Origin of the sequence: Exiguobacterium sp. U13-1 (genome assembly GCF_001750115.1) — a bacterium.
Lineage (GTDB): Bacteria > Bacillota > Bacilli > Exiguobacteriales > Exiguobacteriaceae > Exiguobacterium_A > Exiguobacterium_A acetylicum.
The window spans coordinates 114,250-129,867 of sequence record NZ_CP015731.1 but is presented as its reverse complement, the minus strand read 5'-3'; the positions used below and the strand labels follow the sequence as shown (position 1 = coordinate 129,867).

The 15,618-nt window shown below is 48.8% G+C and carries 19 protein-coding genes; 11 read left to right on the top strand and 8 right to left on the bottom strand.

The features are described 5' to 3' along the window. Positions 1-3: 3 nt before the first annotated feature. From ESP131_RS00645 to ESP131_RS00630, 4 genes are all read right to left on the bottom strand, one after another. Complete coding sequence (locus tag ESP131_RS00645; RefSeq protein ID WP_050678853.1) at positions 4-654, bottom strand: hypothetical protein; 651 nt, start codon at positions 652-654, stop codon at positions 4-6. 13 nt (positions 655-667) lie between these two features. Next, a complete protein-coding gene (locus ESP131_RS00640; protein ID WP_069940060.1) occupies positions 668-997 on the bottom strand; it encodes a potassium channel family protein in 330 nt (109 codons plus the stop codon). A gap of 12 nt (positions 998-1,009) precedes the next feature. Next, the gene (locus ESP131_RS00635) at positions 1,010-2,575 is read right to left on the bottom strand and encodes a sensor domain-containing diguanylate cyclase (protein ID WP_069940059.1); all 1,566 of its coding nucleotides are present in this window, start codon (positions 2,573-2,575) and stop codon (positions 1,010-1,012) included. A 94-nt stretch (positions 2,576-2,669) separates the two neighbouring features. Further along, on the bottom strand, positions 2,670-3,503 hold the full coding sequence (locus tag ESP131_RS00630) for an SDR family oxidoreductase (RefSeq protein ID WP_069940058.1): 834 nt from the start codon (positions 3,501-3,503) through the stop codon (positions 2,670-2,672). 126 nt (positions 3,504-3,629) lie between these two features. Here ESP131_RS00630 and ESP131_RS00625 point away from each other — a divergent pair, with 126 nt between their 5' ends. The 4 genes from ESP131_RS00625 (at position 3,630) to ESP131_RS16720 (ending at position 6,341) form a co-directional block, all read left to right on the top strand. After that, the gene (locus tag ESP131_RS00625) at positions 3,630-4,385 is read left to right on the top strand and encodes a DeoR/GlpR family DNA-binding transcription regulator (RefSeq protein ID WP_069940057.1); all 756 of its coding nucleotides are present in this window, start codon (positions 3,630-3,632) and stop codon (positions 4,383-4,385) included. After that, the gene (locus ESP131_RS00620) at positions 4,382-5,431 is read left to right on the top strand and encodes a Gfo/Idh/MocA family oxidoreductase (protein WP_069940056.1); all 1,050 of its coding nucleotides are present in this window, start codon (positions 4,382-4,384) and stop codon (positions 5,429-5,431) included. The genes ESP131_RS00625 and ESP131_RS00620 overlap by 4 nt, the downstream gene beginning before the upstream one ends. Continuing rightward, complete coding sequence (locus tag ESP131_RS00615; protein ID WP_023469567.1) at positions 5,419-5,889, top strand: heme-degrading domain-containing protein; 471 nt, start codon at positions 5,419-5,421, stop codon at positions 5,887-5,889. The genes ESP131_RS00620 and ESP131_RS00615 overlap by 13 nt, the downstream gene beginning before the upstream one ends. A gap of 275 nt (positions 5,890-6,164) precedes the next feature. Beyond that, the gene (locus ESP131_RS16720) at positions 6,165-6,341 is read left to right on the top strand and encodes a DUF6440 family protein (protein ID WP_169738099.1); all 177 of its coding nucleotides are present in this window, start codon (positions 6,165-6,167) and stop codon (positions 6,339-6,341) included. Positions 6,342-6,674: 333 nt separating this feature from the next. On the opposite strand, the gene ESP131_RS00610 is transcribed toward ESP131_RS16720, so the two are convergent. From ESP131_RS00610 to ESP131_RS00595, 4 genes are all read right to left on the bottom strand, one after another. Then, positions 6,675-7,154: a DMT family transporter gene (locus ESP131_RS00610; RefSeq protein ID WP_035395771.1), complete on the bottom strand. Its 480-nt coding sequence runs from the start codon at positions 7,152-7,154 to the stop codon at positions 6,675-6,677. A 12-nt stretch (positions 7,155-7,166) separates the two neighbouring features. Further along, positions 7,167-7,595 carry a DMT family transporter gene (locus ESP131_RS00605; RefSeq protein ID WP_069940055.1) on the bottom strand — a complete coding sequence of 143 codons (429 nt, stop codon included), beginning with the start codon at positions 7,593-7,595 and terminating at the stop codon, positions 7,167-7,169. Positions 7,596-7,660: 65 nt separating this feature from the next. Beyond that, the gene (locus tag ESP131_RS00600; RefSeq protein ID WP_023469564.1) at positions 7,661-7,978 is read right to left on the bottom strand and encodes an ArsR/SmtB family transcription factor; all 318 of its coding nucleotides are present in this window, start codon (positions 7,976-7,978) and stop codon (positions 7,661-7,663) included. A 45-nt stretch (positions 7,979-8,023) separates the two neighbouring features. Beyond that, a complete protein-coding gene (locus ESP131_RS00595) occupies positions 8,024-8,467 on the bottom strand; it encodes a GNAT family N-acetyltransferase (protein WP_047394413.1) in 444 nt (147 codons plus the stop codon). 170 nt (positions 8,468-8,637) lie between these two features. Between ESP131_RS00595 and rpoE the strand changes: the two genes are divergently transcribed. The 7 genes from rpoE (at position 8,638) to ESP131_RS00560 (ending at position 15,425) form a co-directional block, all read left to right on the top strand. Continuing rightward, on the top strand, positions 8,638-9,162 hold the full coding sequence (gene rpoE / locus ESP131_RS00590) for a DNA-directed RNA polymerase subunit delta (RefSeq protein ID WP_069940054.1): 525 nt from the start codon (positions 8,638-8,640) through the stop codon (positions 9,160-9,162). Between the two features lie 270 nt (positions 9,163-9,432). After that, positions 9,433-11,028: a CTP synthase gene (locus ESP131_RS00585; protein ID WP_047394418.1), complete on the top strand. Its 1,596-nt coding sequence runs from the start codon at positions 9,433-9,435 to the stop codon at positions 11,026-11,028. A 132-nt stretch (positions 11,029-11,160) separates the two neighbouring features. After that, entirely contained in the window at positions 11,161-11,868 is a 708-nt protein-coding gene (locus tag ESP131_RS00580; RefSeq protein ID WP_069940053.1) for a GntR family transcriptional regulator, read from the top strand. Positions 11,869-12,018: 150 nt separating this feature from the next. Further along, complete coding sequence (locus ESP131_RS00575; protein WP_029342789.1) at positions 12,019-12,366, top strand: PTS lactose/cellobiose transporter subunit IIA; 348 nt, start codon at positions 12,019-12,021, stop codon at positions 12,364-12,366. Next, entirely contained in the window at positions 12,363-12,671 is a 309-nt protein-coding gene (locus ESP131_RS00570) for a PTS sugar transporter subunit IIB (protein ID WP_023469558.1), read from the top strand. Before ESP131_RS00575 ends, ESP131_RS00570 begins: the two co-directional genes overlap by 4 nt. Before the next feature lie 12 nt (positions 12,672-12,683). Continuing rightward, entirely contained in the window at positions 12,684-14,090 is a 1,407-nt protein-coding gene (locus tag ESP131_RS00565; RefSeq protein ID WP_069940052.1) for a GH1 family beta-glucosidase, read from the top strand. Between the two features lie 12 nt (positions 14,091-14,102). Continuing rightward, on the top strand, positions 14,103-15,425 hold the full coding sequence (locus ESP131_RS00560; protein ID WP_023469556.1) for a PTS sugar transporter subunit IIC: 1,323 nt from the start codon (positions 14,103-14,105) through the stop codon (positions 15,423-15,425). The last annotated feature ends 193 nt before the right edge of the window (positions 15,426-15,618 follow it).

Genomic DNA, 15,618 nt, shown 5'->3' with positions numbered 1-15,618 from the left:
TTTTCATGTGTGATCATTCGTCGTGCGAATCCAGATCGCGAGTGGACCAACGTCGTCAAAGCCGGCTTCAAGCGCTGTGATCAGGTGATCGCCATACTCGTAACCGACGAGCGATTGACCGGGAAAATGTGCTGAACTCAAACGTGCGATATCATCCCATAAGCGTTCGTCGAGGTAATCGGAATTGACGTACGTCAGTCCGGTCGTCACTTGATTCGAGTAGGCGATGCAACTTGCTTGTTGCGCCTCCGAATAGAAGAATCGGACAGCGGGATGTTGCCATAACGTTGTGGGCAACTCCGGTGTTGCCTGGATAGCCTGGAAGCGAGCGAACTGATCGAGATCCGTCACGACGGACCAATCGACGGGAAGAGCACGGCGATCGAGTATGGCAGGGCGGGTCATCCATTCCGCTGTGAACAGATGACTGAGACCGGCACTCGAGAAATCATAGCTTGCCGTGCAGTCCTTGATACTGTAGACATCCGTGACACCAATTCGCTGATGGGGAAGCCGAACCATAAGTTCCGGATAATAGCTTGGTACGTTTCCTTGAGCGTGCCAGGTCGAATCAGTTTCTGTCACCCGGCAACCGGCTGACTCACAGACGAGGCGACACCAATCGAAATTATTTTGGATGGCAGCTTGGCGCATGGATCATTCCCCCTTATTCATCCTCCGGTTGTTTAATCAGGACATACGATAACGTGGCAATCAGTGTTAAGAACAGCCCGCAGCCAATCGTGATGTATGCCATCGTAAAGACCTTACCGAGCGTCGTCGTCGGAACGAACGTTGGATGCCCGACTGTACTTAATGTCGTGATACAAAAGTAAAGTGCATCCACCATCGACAGGTTTTCTTCCGTGCTATAGAAGGTCGTACCGGAGACGAGCGTCAACAGGCAGAGAATCAATAGACCACGAAAGTAAGATAAGTGAAAGGCGCGGCGCAATCCCTTGAATAAACGTGAAAAAATCGTCAGTACAGAAATCATGGAATCTCTCCTTTAGGATCGTTGCGTCGAGTCCATCGTATCATGAATGAAATAATCGTTCTTTCCGGCATGTTTGACACGATACATCGCTTGGTCAGCATGCTGAATCAGCGTGTCGAGATCGACGCCATGATTGGGTGAGTAGCTAAGTCCGATACTCGTTCGGATTTCAATGGTTTCTTCAGCGAATCGGTAAGGGTTGTCTTGCAAGTACGTCAACAGATTCGAAGCATAGGTATGGAGCGTAGCGACAGACGGATGACGATAGAGTAAGAAGAATTCGTCGCCACCGACACGGGCGGCGAATCCATTCTGTTCCGCGTGGTGTTCAAGTAGACGAGCGATATGAATCAAGAAGGCGTCACCGATTTGATGCCCATACGTATCGTTGATCGCTTTGAAACCGTCGAGGTCGACGACGATGATCGCCGCGTGATCAAGTTCGAGTAACTCTTGCGCCGCACGTTCGTAAAAGCTCCGGCGATTCGCAATCTTCGTCAACGGATCATGATAGGCGAAGAAACGAATCGTCTGCTCCGCTTCCTTGAAGGACTGGATATCACGAATCAATAACATCCCGTGCAGTTCCTGTTCGATGAAGACGAAATCAGCGTCCATGACGACGTAGCGTTCTTGCTGTTGTGCTGTTAAAATCTTCGTCTCGAATTCGTTGAACTTACGTTGCGATAAAAAATGCGTCATGTAGTGTAACATCCAATCCGCTTGTTTTTTCTCCGGTAAGTAAGTCGAAAACGTACATGCCGTTAAGTCATCGGTCTCGAACAGGCGATGAGCAGCTGGGTTGGCGCTCTCGATTCGTCCATCCCGGTCGAGCAACAGGATTGCTGAAGGATTCAAATTGTAGAGCGTCGCGAAACGCTTTTGATAGGACGCGAGATAATCGAATCGACGCATTGCGATCGCAAGAGCTCCTGCCCAGAACAAACCGCCATACATATAGGCATACGGTGGCATGATGCCGTAGAACGACCAGTAACCGAAGGCGACATCCCATGCGAGAACGAGAATCGCGACACTCAATAAGACGTTGATGATGCCGCGCCGCGCATCCTTTAACTGCGTCCGTGCATATACAAGTAGACCGATGACGAGGAGATGAAAGACGTTCCCGACCGTCATCGTCACTAGATATTGTGTGTTGAATTCAGGGTAAATGAACTGTCCGACCTGTGTGAATTGCTGACTGTTGATGACGTTCGTCTGGAATACGTATGTCGTCAGCACGACGCCCATCGGAAGATAGAAGATCCATGGGTACAATAAACGTGGCATTCGTTTCCACAAATTCGAGACGCGAAAGATGAAGTGAAGCGATGTACTGAAGACGATCAGACCAGCGTTTCCGAACCAGTAGGTCACGAATGCCGGACTAAATTCGATCGGAGAAGCATTCCGGAAAAATTCACCGAGGAATAACATCCCGTAAGCGAACGTAAATAAGCTAAGCAGTCGGTGTTGTGGACGTGATGGATTGCGTAAAAATATATCAATCGACATGTAGAACATGATGAAGGTCGGAATCAGATAGACGATTGTAAAAAGAAATAAGGATGGCATGGCGTTCCGCCCTTCTAGATAATTTTTAGGTAGATAGTCTCAGTATAGTGGGCGAAGATTGCTGAGGCGGATTGAAATTTCAAAAAAAGGGGAATCAGTCAAGATTTAATGTCAGCCGTCGTATTTTAGCGATCCCTTCGAGACCTGACGGATCATGATGTGTCTTATGGGCGACGAAATGTTCATCGGCTTCCGTCGTCCGGATTCGTAACGGACGTTCGTCACGGTGGACGACCTCGAAGATCACCTCAGCCAGAGCTTCTGCCGATTGGCGATCGGCATGTCGTGTCCGATACGTCTGCAAATAAGCCGTGATGATCGGTTTGAAGTCGTCTTCGTGTAAGCCACCCGTCCGTTCAAGTTGATCGAGAACATTTGCGGTAAAGTTCGTCTCGACGGCGGCTGGTTCAATCAGGGTGACGTCGATGTTGAAGTATGGTTTATAGTAGGTCGCAAGACTTTCGAACAGCCCTTCGATCGCGAACTTACTGGCACAATACAGTTCATTCATCGGTTGACCGACGAGACCACTGACGCTTGAAGTCGCGAGTAAGTGACTACCATCCGGTGTTTGTTTGAGTAGGGGAAGGCAGGCTTCGATCGTCCGGATGACACCGAAGACGTTCGTTTCGAAGAGTTGCTTGATTTCATAACTCGTCGCTTGACCGAGTGCGCGCAGTAAACCATGACCGGCATTGCAGAACACGACGTCGAGATGATCGACCTCCTGTTCAATTTGACGAACGGCTGCTTTCACGCTTGTTTCATCCGTGACATCGAGCGGCAAGAAGGTGAGCGTCGGCAACGACACGGTCATTTCGTCTGGACTCCGGACACCAGCGTAGACGAACCATCCGGCTTCTGCAAATCGCCGCGCCGTCGCAAGACCGATACCGGAAGAAGCACCCGTGATCAAGATCGTTTGCATATCAATTCCTCCGTTCTGAAAGTAGTTGTCTTCTATTATTTACCCGAATTACCGTTGAACTATTTGCATTAAAATTGCATATTGTAATGAAAAAACTTAATATAAAGAAAAAGGAGGCGGGAATCGATGGGGCAAATTGAACGGCTGCAACAGATGCGGGAATGGATCAAGACGAGTCCTGAAATTTCGCTGGATCAACTGATGCAGGAGTATCAGATTTCACGAGATACCGCACGTCGTGACGTCATCGTCCTCGAACAAGAAGGGGAAATCATTCGCGTTAAAAATGGATTAGTCCGTGCTGGCGGAACACTTGCGTATGAGCAACGGACAGAGAAACCGGAAAAACGACGGATCGGACAACGTGCAGCGCGTCACGTCCAAGCGAACGATCGCTTATTGCTCGACGCTGCGACGACGGTATCTGAGATGGCACGAGCACTTCCGCCTTATCCACTACAAGTCATCACGAACTCCCTCGACATCGCAGACTATGTCGGAGCTCGTACGGATATTGAGCTGTACGTCACGGGAGGACGTTTCGACCGGCATGCGCGAAGCTTGAGTGGGATCAAGACGGCAGACGACATCCTGAATTATCAAGTCGATTGTGTTTTTCTTGGAGCATGTGGATTGACGGAAGAAGGACTTTTTGCGGAACAACTCGAAGAAGCGGTCGTAAAGAAAGCGATGATTCGAAGTGCGACCCGTGTCATCGTCCTCGCAGACCATACGAAATTCAATAAGCGTTTTTTGCATAAGGTCTGTGACTGGGAGCAAATCGATGTGCTCGTTACGGATCAAGTACCAGATGCAACGTGGCAAGAGCGACTAGATCATTATCATGTCGATCTCGACGTGACAGAGGAGGAAACAACATGAACCCGATTCAAACGACGCTCGTCGGATTCGGTTTTTCAGCGGTGACGTTCCACGTTCCGTTCTTACAGGCATTACCGGCATTTGAAGTGACGCAAGTCGTCTCGAGTCGACCGGAGCAGGTGGCACAACATTTCAGTAATGCGGCTGTCGTCGCGACACTTGCTGAAGCCTTGCAGGATGAGAACACGGAACTCGTCATCATCACGACACCAACGGCACTGCATTTCGAAATGGCAAAACAAGCGATTGAAGCAAAGAAGCACGTCTTACTCGAAAAGCCAGCCGTCGTGACGATCGAAGAAGCACTAGCGTTGCAAACGTTAGCGAAACAACACGGGGTGCAGGTCGCCATCTATCAAAACCGTCGCTTCGACGGGGACTTCCTGACACTTGAACAATTGATGGAAATGAACGAGATCGGCGACTGGCAAGTCATCGAATCACGCTTTGATCGCTATCGTCCGGTCGTTCGGGAACGCTGGCGGGAACAAGCGGGAAGTGGCGCCGGCATCCTGTTTGATCTCGGCTCACACTTACTCGATCAATCACTTGCCTTGTTCGGAGAACCGGATGCACTCACGGGCGACGTCTACCTGCAACGTGACGGTGCTGTCGTCGACGATGGTTTCCATGTCACGCTACATTACGGTACGCGTCGTGTCATTCTCCGTTCGACGTCCTTCATTCAAGGACCAACACCTCGTTTCGAGTTTCATGCGACACGCGGTAGTTACGTCAAATATGGAATGGATCCGCAAGAAGGACGGCTTGCGAAAGGTCATCCGGTGGACGAACAGCTCGGTGAAGATGAAGTAGATTCCTACGGCTACCTTCAAATCGCTGATCAGCCAGTCGAGCGTCTCGCGACACTTCCAGGCAGTTATGCGACGTTTTATGAACAGTTGGCGGAAGGACTTCGCGGGGGACGAGTACCTGTCGATTTACGCGACGCTGAAAAAACGATGCGTTTGATTGAAGCAGTGCGCATCAGCAGTGATGAAGGACGACGCCTCTTACGAAAGGAATGGGATGCATGGAAGAATTGAAGGTGTTGCTAGCGGAAGAGGACGAACTCGTCTTGACGTCCCTGACGAATACGGAAGCGATCGGGATGGGACATGAATTGATCGGACGGGCGATGAAAGAGAACTTATCGATCGCCGTTGAAATCAAACGGAATGGACAGCGTTTATATTACGCGGCGCTCGATGGTACGGCACCGGATCAGGAAGAATGGATCCGCCGGAAATCGAACGTCGTCTTACGGCATGGCTATAGCTCGCTCTACATGCGTCGTTATAATGAAAGTAAACATCGCTCGTACCACTCGATGTATGCGGTCTCGCCAGCTGATTATGCCGATGCCGGCGGATCGTTCCCGATCCGGATCGAAGGAGTCGGTGTCGTTGGTACGATTACCGTTTCCGGTCTATCGCAGGAAGCAGATCATCGTCTTGCGACGGAAGCGTTGCGCTTACTTAAGAGGCAACAGCTGGGGCAGTGAAGTACTGGACTTGATAAGACGTCCTCACGATTTCCTACCCGCTTTCCTCAGGCGAGACACAAGCCAGTGCCGGCTGTCACAGACAGCCGAATCGGGTCTTGTTTGTCTCTGACAGCACGATGAATCGTGCTTTTTCCTGTAGGAGTCGTGTGGGAATGTGAGGACTGTTCTAAGTAGATAGGCAACACCTTGGTAAAAAAGCGTTAAACCTATCCTCACACAGTAAGTTATGATTTTACGTGGAAATCGGAAAGAACGAGAGGTCATACAAAATAATGAGTAAACGATTCATACTTAAATCAAAACAACACCTAAGTGGTGGTATTATCAAAATTGTCGTAGACACTGAAACAGGTGTAAATTATTTAATGACAAGTGGACTTGGTTTGAACGGAATGACACCGCTATTAGACAAAGAAGGTAAAGTCGTTATCGATAAGCCGATCAATTGAAGAAAAAGTGCATTTATTTGTCCCGAATCGTATTCCTGTTACAAGTACTCGCTCAAGGGGTCTTAGCTATTTCACTTTTCACGTTCATCAACTGATTTAAAAAATCCGAAACACTGAAGTAGCATCACTTCGGCATTTCGGATTTTTTTTGTTCTATTTTGATGGACCATGAGAAACAGTCGGACTCACGTTGTTCACGCGACTTCTACAGGAAAAAGCGCACGATCTTGAGCTGTCAGAGACAAACAAGACCCGAATCGACTGTCCATGACAGTCGAGACTGGCTTGTGTCTCGCCTGAGAAAAGCGCGTGAACGAATCGTGAGGACAATCGTCATGATGCCATCGAATCAGATGAAGCCGACACGTCTTTGCGTGTGTTCCCGCGATAGACGAAGTAAAGCGCAGCAAGCATCGCAAGCAGACCGAGCAGACGTTTTCCGTCGAGCGGCACGACGACGCCACCGAATGCACCGATGTGGTCGATGACCATCCCTGCTGCGAGTTGACCGATGACAGTCGCGATACTAGCTGCCGTGACACCGATTTGCGGAACAGCAAGAATCGTCAGGAATAGATAACTGACCCCAAACAGGACGGCACTGAGTTGCCAACGTGGTGCTTCGAGCAAGAGCAAGACATTTCCTTGACCAAAGAACAGGATGGCGAGTGCGAGAATCAGCATCCCGGTGAAGAATGTCAGGAACGTGCTTTCTAGAGCCCCTGCCTTTTGACTGAAGGCACCGTTGATCGATGACTGCGCACTCAGCATCACGCCGCCGAGTAATGTAAAACCGAGTAATAGAATATTCACGAGCGAACCTCCTTAAAAGATAAGAAATAGAGCGACGAGCATCAAAGCAGAAGCTGTCAGCTTGTCACGATTGATTGGACGTTTCGGACTACCGAGCCAGCCGTAATGTTCAATGACCATGCTGGCAATCATCTGTCCGATGATGACACTGATCATGGCGAGACCGACACCAACGAGCGGGATGCTAATGATCAAGATCGTCAAGTAGATACTACCGAGTAGACCACCGAGCAAGGTCCATTTCGGTGCGCGGAATGTATAGCCGAGTGAACCTTTTCCGAAGAAGAGGACGATCAGTCCGATGATGATCGTACCGGCGAAGAAATTATAAAAGCTACTTTCGAGTTTTCCGACGAAGTTCCCGAGCTCACCATAGATGGCCCCTTCGACACTGAGTGCGATACCCGCAAGTAACGCGAGTAAGTAATACACGATTTTCAACAGAATTCATCCTTTCACGAATCTAAATATCGAGAAATGTCGATATGTAAGACGAGGAGAACGGATCAAAGTTCTCCTTTGAGGTACGCTGCGAGCTCCTGGATTTTTTCTTCATTTCGCCGGTAATACGTCCATTTGCCGTGACGTTCGGATTCGAGCAATCCGACTTTTTGCAACATCGCAAGATATTGGGAGACGGTCGATTGAGATAAGTTCGCCTTCTCTTGGATATCTCCGACGCAAATGCCTCCCTTGTCCGACAGATTCGTCGCGAGATGGGCCGTCGGCTTATTGAAATGAGTCTCGGGATCCTTGAGCCAGCGTAAGATATCAAGACGTACCTCGTTCGATAATGCCTTGAATAGATCCACTTGATTTGTCATACGCTTAAACTAATCGATGATTCTCGATATGTCAATCCAAGACACTTAAGGTTGGACGAATGCATGCTTTAAAAGTCGATGTGTCACTTTGGTTGCCGTATACGGCTCAAAACCGAATCGTTCATAAAACGTACTGGCATCATTCGTATAGAGCCAGAGCTCGGAATACGTCAACAGCGCTTCCGGTATGATTTTCTCAAGCAGTTGCGTACCGACACCGTGATGTCGCATTTCTGGCAAGACATAGACATGACGAATCCGACCGACGTCGATCGCGTCGGTTTGTTTCATATAACCTCCGCACGCAATGACGTGACCGGAAAGCGACAAAACGACGAACATTGCTTCTCCGTCTTCTCGATACGTTTCATTTCGGCGTTCACGTAGCATCCGTTCGATGAAGGGATAGCCTTCCTGTGTACTCTTTGATAAGATTGGTAACCAGTTGAAGTCATCAAAATCGTTGACCCGTTCGATTGTCATCTCCATCTGTCATTCCTCCTTCTTCTCCCTTGGATATTCCTTTTTCAGGAGTGGGAAAAACACGAATCGAGAATCAATTCGAGCTTTTTTTAAATAGAGACTGGATTTTTAAAAGCCATTTTGCGTATAATGAGAAGTAATGGATTGAACGCAAATGAAAGGAAGTGGCCGTCACAATGAGCCTCAGCCGTTTAAGTAAAGAAGAGATTACTAATCTTTCGCTGATCGAATTCGTCAACGAAATGTTGCAAGAAGCTGGCGAACAGCCAATCACGTTCGATGACATCACGTCAGAAATCGAAAAGTACCATACGTTTACAGATGAAGAAGACAAGTTCGAGAAACTTGCTCAACTCTATACAGACATGAACATCGACGGAAACTTCGTCAACGTCGGAGCGAACCGTTGGTCACTCCGCGCTTGGTATCCGTTCGATAAGTCGGATGAGGATCTCGTCATCGAAGCGCGTCAACGTGGAGAACTCGATGAGTTTGAAGAAGAGTTCAACTATGATGCAGAAGAAGATGAGTTCGAGACGATCGAAGACGATCTCGATACATTCGCGAAGACAGCGGACTATGATTCAGCTGACGACAGCGAAGACGACGATACGTTCAAAAAAGTCGCAGCCATCGATGATCTCGATGACGATCTCGACGAAGAAGACTTAGAAGACTTTGAAGAAGAAGAAGAAGTCTAAGCACGATCAACCACAACTGTACAGCTGCTATTTCCCTATAGAAATGGCAGTTTTTTCGTTGACGGCTGACGAACGAGCACGGAAATTTTTCTTTGAAAAATTAGGCTTGACGAAGTTTTCCGAATGACGTAAGTTAGTCATGGGCTTCTTTAAGCAACGTGCTTATTTCAGCAAAAGTGTCTCCTATTCCAATGGGGGCACTTTTGCTTTTTTGTTTTTACCACCTCTGTATTGTTGAGATGTGAATTAGGGAAGGGAGCAAGATTTAACATGACAAAGTATATTTTCGTAACAGGTGGCGTCGTATCGTCACTCGGTAAAGGGATCACCGCTGCATCGCTCGCTCGTCTCTTGAAAAACCGTGGCCTCAACGTCACGATCCAAAAATTCGACCCGTACATCAACATCGACCCGGGTACGATGAGCCCGTATCAACACGGGGAAGTATTCGTCACGGATGATGGCGCTGAGACGGACCTTGACCTTGGTCACTACGAGCGTTTCATCGACATCAACTTGAGCCAGAACGCGAACGTCACGTCTGGTCGTATCTACTCGACGATCCTCAAGAAGGAACGCCGTGGCGACTACAACGGTGGAACAGTCCAAGTCATTCCGCACATCACGAACGAAATCAAGGATCGCGTCTTCCGTGCTGGAAAAGAAACGGGCGCTGACGTCGTCATCACGGAGATTGGTGGAACAGTAGGGGATATCGAATCGCTTCCGTTCATCGAAGCCATTCGTCAGGTGAAAAACGATATCGGGAAAGAAAACGTCATGTACGTCCACTGTACGCTCGTTCCGTATCTTGCAGCAGCAGGTGAGCTCAAGACGAAACCGACACAACACAGTGTCAAAGAACTCCGTAGCTACGGTATCCAGCCAGACATCATCGTCTTACGTGCGGAGCACCCAGTCCCACAAGAGATGAAAGATAAAATCGCCCTCTTCTGTGATACACGTCCGGAAGCAGTCATCGAAGCACAAGATGCATCGACACTCTATGAAGTACCACTCAACTTGCAACGTCAAGGCATGGACCAACTCGTCTGTGACTACTTCAAGTTCGATACACCAGTTGCTGATATGACGGCTTGGAAACAACTCGTCCACACAGTGACGCACCTCGAGAAGACGACGAAGATCGCACTCGTCGGGAAATACGTCGAATTGCGTGATGCGTACATCTCGGTCGCAGAAGCATTGAAACACGCTGGATTCGCCTTCAACAGTGACATCGAAATCGACTGGATCAACGCAGAAGACGTGACGCGTGAAAACGTCAACGAATTGCTTGGTTCAGCAGACGGCATCCTCGTTCCTGGTGGATTCGGCGAACGCGGCATCGAAGGGAAAATCGAAGCGACACGTTTCGCACGTGAAAACAACGTACCGTTCTTCGGTATCTGTCTCGGAATGCAACTCGCGACAGTCGAATTCGCTCGTAACGTCCTCAACCTTGAGGGCGCACATTCAGCGGAAATCGATCCAGCGACACCATACCCGATCATCGACTTGTTGCCGGAACAAAAAGACATCGAGGATCTCGGTGGTACGCTCCGTCTCGGACTTTACCCATGTAAACTCGAAGATGGAACGAAAGCACGTGCCGCGTACTCAAGCGAGCTCGTCTACGAACGTCACCGTCACCGTTATGAGTTCGGTAACGAGTTCCGTGAGCAGTTCGAAGCGAACGGCATGGTCTTCTCAGGTACGAGCCCAGACGGTCGTCTCGTTGAGATCATCGAAATTCCAGAACACAAATGGTTCGTCGCATGTCAGTTCCACCCAGAATTGATCTCGCGTCCAGAACGTCCACAAGCACTCTTCCATGACTTCATCCAAGCTTCACTTGGTGAATAAGTCGTGTTCCAATAAACCTGTCTTCTTCAAGGAGACGGGTTTATTTTCATTTATCCCTATCGAAAAAAACCATATCTGCTATAATGGTAGCGGATTCATTCCTACAAATTTTAGATAGAGGGGGGAATATCATTGATTCCGAAGTATAAACATGTCGCTGAACAAATCGAGATCGAGATCAATGAGCACGTCTATCAACATACGAATAAACTGTTGACGGAAGACGAATACGCCCAAAAATTCGATGTCAGCCGGAACACGATCCGGAAGGCGATTGAGATTCTCGTCAATAAAGGGTACGTTTACCAAGTACAAGGGAGCGGCGTCTTCGTCCGCGATCATTATAAGAGTGATTACGTCAATCTTGAAAAACTACAAGGATTGACGAGTGACTTCAGTGGACGGAAGGTCGAGACACGCGTCCTTGCCTTCGAACAGACGAAAGCAGACGAAGAAGTCGCGGAACGCATGAAATGTCCGGTCGGTACACCGGTCTATTACGTCAAACGACTACGTCTCGTCGATGATCATCCGTTTTCGATCGAAGCGTCCTATTTCCGGAAAAATCTCGTCATGTATCTCGATGAGAACATCGTTCAAAAATCGATCTATACGTATTTACGCAACGATCAAAATCTGTCGATTGGATTTGCGGATCGCGTCATCTATGCGGATTACTTGAATAGCAATGACGCCGAGTTGCTTGGATTAAAAGAGAACGATCCATCCTTACTCGTCGACAATACAGTCTATTTGACGAATGGAAAAATCTTCGACGTCTCGCGAGCGACGCATCATTTTCGCCACGTGAAGATGCTGAAGGTCTCGAATATTAAATAAGAAGGAAACACACGAAGAAAATTCGTGTGTTTTTTTATTTCAAATTTTTAAAAAGAAAGGGTTTACACGTTATGAAAGCGCATGCTATTATCGAACTGTATAATTTGTACCTATGAATTTAAGTTATCCATACAAAAAAGGAGAGACAACATGACTTCTGAAACGATTGAAATTACCCCTGAAGATATTTTTGGATTGATTGCCTTGTCAGGCGACGCCAAAGCAAGCTACCACCAAGCAATGTTACTGATGCAAGAAGGCAAAGTCGAAGAAGCACAAGCTGCTGTTACAGAAGGTGACGCGACACTCAAGGATGCTCACAGTATTCAAACGAAGTTCGTCACACTCGAAGCACAAGGCAAAACAGCAACCGTCGGCGTCCTGATGGTACACGCGCAGGATCACCTCATGAACACGATCCTCGTCAAAGAAATGCTCGGATATATGATGAACATGCAAAACGAAATCAACCAATTGAAGGGAATGGATCAAAAATGATGAAAATCGGACTCTTTTGTGCGGCAGGTATGTCGACGAGTATGTTAGTAGAAAAAATGAAAGCGGTTGCCTCAGAGCGCGGCTTAGAAGCGGACATCGCAGCATACCCGGAATCAGAGATGGAAACATACGTCAACGAACTCGACGTCGCTCTCCTCGGACCACAGGTGAAATACCTTCTCGCAAAAGGAAAACAGATCTGTGAACCAAAAGGTGTGCCGATCGATGTCATCAACACGATCGATTACGGCATGATGAACGGAACGAAAGTACTCGACCAAGCAATCAAACTCGCAAACAAATAAGAGGTGAAGACGATGAAAATGCCAAAAGATTTTCTATTCGGCGCTGCTTCTGCTTCTTATCAAGTAGAGGGTGCTTGGAACGTAGACGGAAAAGGCGTCTCGAACTGGGATGTCTTCTCGAAGATTCCTGGAAAGACGTTTGAAGCGACGAACGGGGATGTCGCAATCGATCATTACCACCGTTATAAAGAAGATATCGGTCTGATGGCAGAGATGGGTCTTGAATCGTATCGCTTCTCGATCTCATGGCCACGCATCTTCCCGAACGGCACAGGTGAAGTGAATGAAAAAGGACTTGCGTTCTATAACAACGTGATCGATGAGTGCCTTAAGCACGGGATCGTCCCGTTCGTGACACTCTATCACTGGGATTTACCACAAGTCCTTGAAGAACAGGGTGGCTGGCGTAGTCCTGAAACAGCAGATGCCTTCGTGCGTTTTGCGAAGACCTGTTTCGAAGCGTTCGGCGATCGTGTCCGCAACTGGATCACCTTCAACGAGACGGTCATCTTCTGTTCGCTCGGCTACTTGACGGGCGCACACCCACCCGGCATCACAGGCGATGCAAAAGCGTACTTCCAAACGACGCACAACGTTTTCGTCGCTCACGCTCGCGCCGTCGAAGCGTTCAAGGAAGCGGGATATGAAGGAGAAATCGGCATCACGCACGTCTTCAACCCAGCGTTCAGCATCGATGAAGCGCCAGAGAACAAACAAGCTGAAGTCCATGCGAATGAATACGCGACACACTGGTTCTATGATCCGATTTTAAAAGGTGAATACCCAGCATATGTCGTGAAGGATTTAGAAAAGCAGGGCTTGTTGCCAGAATGGACAGAAGAAGAGCTTGATCTCTTGAAACGGACAGCACCGCTGAACGACTTCATCGGACTGAACTACTATTGTCCACAACGTGTCATGAAGAATGATTCGGCGCTCGTCATGGCAGGTGGTCGCGAAAACTCAACCGGACGTCCGGGGAATCCATCGTTTGATGGCGTCTATAAGACAGTCTTGATGGACGATAAAGTCTACACGAAGTGGGGCTGGGAAATCGCGCCGGATGCCTTCCTTGAAGGAATGCGGATGCTCCAAGCACGATACGGCGACATCAAAATCTACATCACGGAGAACGGTCTCGGTGACGAGGATCCGATCGTCGGCGAAGAAATCATGGATACACCACGAATCGAGTACATCGAAAGTCACCTTCGTGCCGTTAAGCGTGCCGTCGAAGAGGGCATCAATGTCTCTGGTTATTATGCATGGTCCGTCATCGATCTACTCAGCTGGTTGAACGGATATAAAAAGCAGTACGGATTCATCTATGTCGATCATGCGAATGGTCTGGCACGGAAGAAGAAACAGTCGTTCCATTGGTATCAGGAAATCATCGCGACACGTGCTGCTGAACTATAAGGAGGAGTCGGAATGAACCGATTAGAAACCGTATTTGAAAAAGTCACTCCTGCCTTCGCACGATTCGCGAACGCCAAGCCCGTCCTTGCGATCAAGGACGGCTTCATCTTAACGATGCCGATGACGATCATCGGCTCGTTATTCCTATTGATTCTCGCGTTACCAATCCCAGGCTGGGAGAAGTTCATGACGGGCCTATTCGGTGCCGACTGGACATTACCGCTGACGCAGGTCGTTGGTGCGACGTTTGATATCCTCGCGTTGATCGGTGTCTTCGGTATTGCCTATTCGTACGTTAAAAACGAGAAGATCGAAGGGGTTCCAGCCGGAATTCTCGGAATCATCGCCTTTTTGATCATCACACAATCATCTGTCCTGTCGAAGTCAGGGGAAGTCGTCACGGGTGTCGTACCGAAAGTATGGACGGGCGGACAAGGGGTCCTTGCCTCGATCGTCGTCGGACTCGTCGTTGGTTTCATCTACTCGCAGTTCATCAAACGGGGCATCCGGATCAAGATGCCAGACGGTGTACCACCGGGCGTTTCAAACTCGTTCTCGGCCCTTATTCCGGGACTTGCGATCATCACGTTGTCTGTCGTCACGTTTGCCGTCTTCCAAGCGTTCGCTGACCGGACGTTCACGGAAGTCGTCTATGACGTCTTACAAGCACCGATTCAGAACTTGACGGATACGCTCGCGGGAGCAGTCTTGATCATGATCTTGATGTCTGTCATGTGGTGGTGTGGGATTCACGGTGCAGCAATCATCATGGGTATCATGGGACCGTTGCTGACAGCAAATGCCTTACAAAACCAAGCGATCATCGACTCTGGGAAAGAACTTGTTGTCGGTGACAACGCGAAGATCGTTACGATTCAATTCCTCGATGTCTTTACGAAGCTCGGTGGAACAGGGATCACGGTTGGCTTCATCATCGCGACATTGATCGTTGCCCGATCGGCTCACTTGAAGCAACTCGGGAAGCTATCACTCGCGCCAAGTTTGTTCAACATCAACGAACCGGTCATCTTCGGGATGCCGATCGTCTTCAACCCGATCATGTTCGTTCCGTTCGTCATCGTACCAGCGATTGCATCCTTCATGGTCTACTTCTCAATCCTCTGGGGTTGGGTCGAACCATTCAATGCGCTTCAAGTACCATGGACGACGCCACCCGTCATCTCTGGCTTCTTGATCAGCGGCTGGCAGGGTGCCTTGCTCCAGCTGGCGACGATTGCGATGTCGGTCGCAATCTATCTACCGTTCGTCCGCATGCAGGATCAGCTGTCTTACGGTGAAGAACTAAAAGCACAAGAAGAACATGCTTCGGCATGATCAAAAAAAGGAAGCGCGAATGGCGCTTCCTTTGAGACTGAAGACAAAGTGCAATTTTTCTCTAACGAGAAGGATTGCGCTTTTTTGTTCGTTTCGAATCGTTTTCCTGGGACAAGTATCGCGCTGCTTCGCTTCGCTGCAGGGTCGCTCTTGCTTGTTTTTCCCTAGGAAGCGATGTCGAGTGAACAAAACG